The following is a 2,675-nucleotide window of genomic DNA, read 5'->3' as shown; positions in this document are numbered from 1 at the left end:
TTCGAAATTTGTTTTTAATTCTTTACCGAAACGCAACGAATTCCTGATCTCCCTCACTCCTTCTTCCAAAGTAGAAGTCAATACCAAATCATCCCAATCCTGAGTGCTTGAAATCCTTTTTGCTGGAAAATCCAAATCAAAATCAGGTTTGTAAATTTCACCTGTAGTCAATAACGAAAGATATTCCGGGTTAATCTGTAAAGTACCACTCAGTTTTGGCTCTCCGGATACTGATTTATCCAAGTACAAAATCTTGTTTTTTACAAAATAGTGCTCTGAATTAAAAAACCGGAGCAGCAGAAAACGTTTGGAAAGATCTGTTCCTGCCAAAAGAAAAACAGCAGTCTCTCCTGTGGGCAAAAACCCTTTATGCTTTTCAGCTTTGATACCTCCAAATTCAGAAAAAGGGATGTCAAAGCTTTGATTTTTAATATTCAGCAAGTCCAATAACGAAGGCCGTATATGAGGGATAAGCGAGAGAATCAGCACCAGTCTTTCCTCAAAACCCATGTTAAATTTTTTGACCAAACCAGCATAAATAGAAGAATCTGCAGACAAATCAGGAATTTGAATTAGATCCATATCTGACTCCTGACACGAACCTTCAAAGGTGATCTTTCCCCTGAGTATAGTGACCTGATGGAACCATTCCAATTCCTTTTCAAGAGATATGGAGTTCAACTTTGATTCTGAACCTTGGTGAATTTCATTTTTACTTAGACCATATCTCATCACTGCAATTTTCCTGTTGATTAAGAAAATAGAAAAGATTTTTTTAAAAGAAAACCATCCCAATGCAATAAAGAAAAAACAAGAGAAGATAGCTAAAAGTAGATAATGAGATTTGATTTTTGGTAAATGCATTTTCTTGAAGTCTATCCAACGCAAACTCAAAAGTTACAGAAAAAAGGAAATTCTATTTTTTTGGATTAAGAATTTGAACAAAAAAAAAGGCAACATCTCTGTTGCCTTTTGAGCCCCCTGCCGGGATCGAACCAGCGACCTACTGATTACAAGTCAGTTGCTCTACCAGCTGAGCTAAGGAGGCTTAATTATTTTACATTTTAAGACCTTTGTCTCAAATCGTGGTGCAAATATAGATTTATCGGGGAATCGTGCAAAACGAAATCAAAAAAAAATAAGGAGACATTTGATATCTCCTTATTTATGAGTGTATTAAAATTCTTTGAGTATTGTCAATTTTTTCTTCAACTTCTCGATTTCACTTTCAGCCTTTTGGATTTTCTCATCAAACTGGTCTTTGAGCTTATCCGCAGTCTTGGAGGAAGCAAAAAACTCAATGTTGTTTCTCCACAAAGTGACATTATTTTCCAAGTCTGATATCTGTTTTCTTATCCCATGCTCTTTTTTATTAAGGACACGGTTGCTGTTAGGATCAGACTGAAGTTTGTTCAGGTTAAGCCTAAACAAGAAGTCATCCTTCTCTCCTCCGGCAAAACCAAGGTTTTTGACATATTCATCCACAGCTTCATTGAACTTGTGTAGAATTTCCTTCATATTTTTCCTGGGCACAAATCCCAAAGAATTGAATTTTGCAATAAATTCCTCCAAAGAGCTTTCTAAAAGCGTACTGCCTTTTGCCTCTTCTCTTATTTTTTTGATAATTTCCTCTTTGGCGTGAAGATTTTGTTCAAACTCTTTGTTTACCTGTTTGTTGGAATTCCGTCTGCTTTCAAAGAAAGTATCACATGCTAATTTGAATCTTTGGTAAAGGTCATCCCTGACCTTTTCGGGAGTTGGTCCAATCTGCTTCCAATCCTGCTGAAGAGAGATCATCTGACTTGCCGTTTGTTGCCAATCGGTACTTTCCTTTAGGGATTCTGCTTTTGCTATCAGTTCTTCCGCTTTAGCCTTATTTGCTTGTCTGATTTCGTCAAGCTCTTTAAAAAAATGGTTTTTGTTTTGGAAGAAATGTTTGAATAAGCCCCAAAACTGTTTGTTGATCTCTTTACCGTTTTCCCTTGGGACAGGACCAATGGATTCCCATTCTTTTTGCAGTGCCAAAATTTCTTTTGTCTTGCTGTTCCAATCCTTGATCTTTGAACCTTTATAGTCTCCTTCGGCTTCAAGTTTTTTGATCAAAGCTTCTTTCTTTTGAAGATTTTCCTTTAGACCTTCTTTCTGTCCATCGTAAAACTCTTTTCTTCGAGAATATACTGCATCAGATGCTGATTTAAATCTGTTCCAAAGGGACTCCTGTTCTTCTCTCGGAACAGGACCCATATGTTTGAATTCCTCGTGAAGATCGTTCAGTATTTTTATGGCATCCTTAAGGTCAGCCTTATCCACCAAAGCTTCGGCTTTTTCACAAATTTCAAGCTTTTGCTCCAGATTTTTCTTTCTGTCAAGCTCTTTTAGCTCAAAATAAATACTCCTATTGTCATAAAATCTGTCCATCAAGGCATTGAAAGATGCCCAAAGATTTCTATTTTGGGAAGCAGGAACGGGACCGATTTTTTTCCATTCTTCCTGTATATGCTTTATGGTATTGATGCTGTGAGTAGTCTCCTCGCCGTCCACAAGTTCCCTGAGTTTGTCGAGGATTGCATTTTTGGCCAAAAGATTTCTTTCCTTGTTTTTTTCCTGCTCTTTAAGGAATTTTGATTTTTTTTTCCCGAAATTATTGGAAGCAGCAAAAAAAAAACATTCTTTCT

General features: G+C 36.7%; 1 protein-coding gene, 1 tRNA gene and 1 pseudogene. All 3 read right to left on the bottom strand.

The genetic code is table 11. The annotated features are described in order from the left end of the window. A pseudogene (locus tag ACZFYI_RS18690) lies at nucleotides 1-732 on the bottom strand (ATP-binding protein); the annotation flags it as partial. 243 nt (nucleotides 733-975) lie between these two features. Beyond that, nucleotides 976-1,048: transfer RNA gene (locus ACZFYI_RS18685), tRNA-Thr, on the bottom strand. A gap of 128 nt (nucleotides 1,049-1,176) precedes the next feature. Next, nucleotides 1,177-2,675, bottom strand: a 1,499-nt coding sequence (locus ACZFYI_RS18680; protein WP_462525636.1) for a DUF349 domain-containing protein, incomplete at its 5' end; no start/stop codon positions are given.

It is taken from the genome of Aquiflexum sp., assembly GCF_977115555.1.
This window is presented reverse-complemented; position numbering and strand designations above follow the sequence as displayed.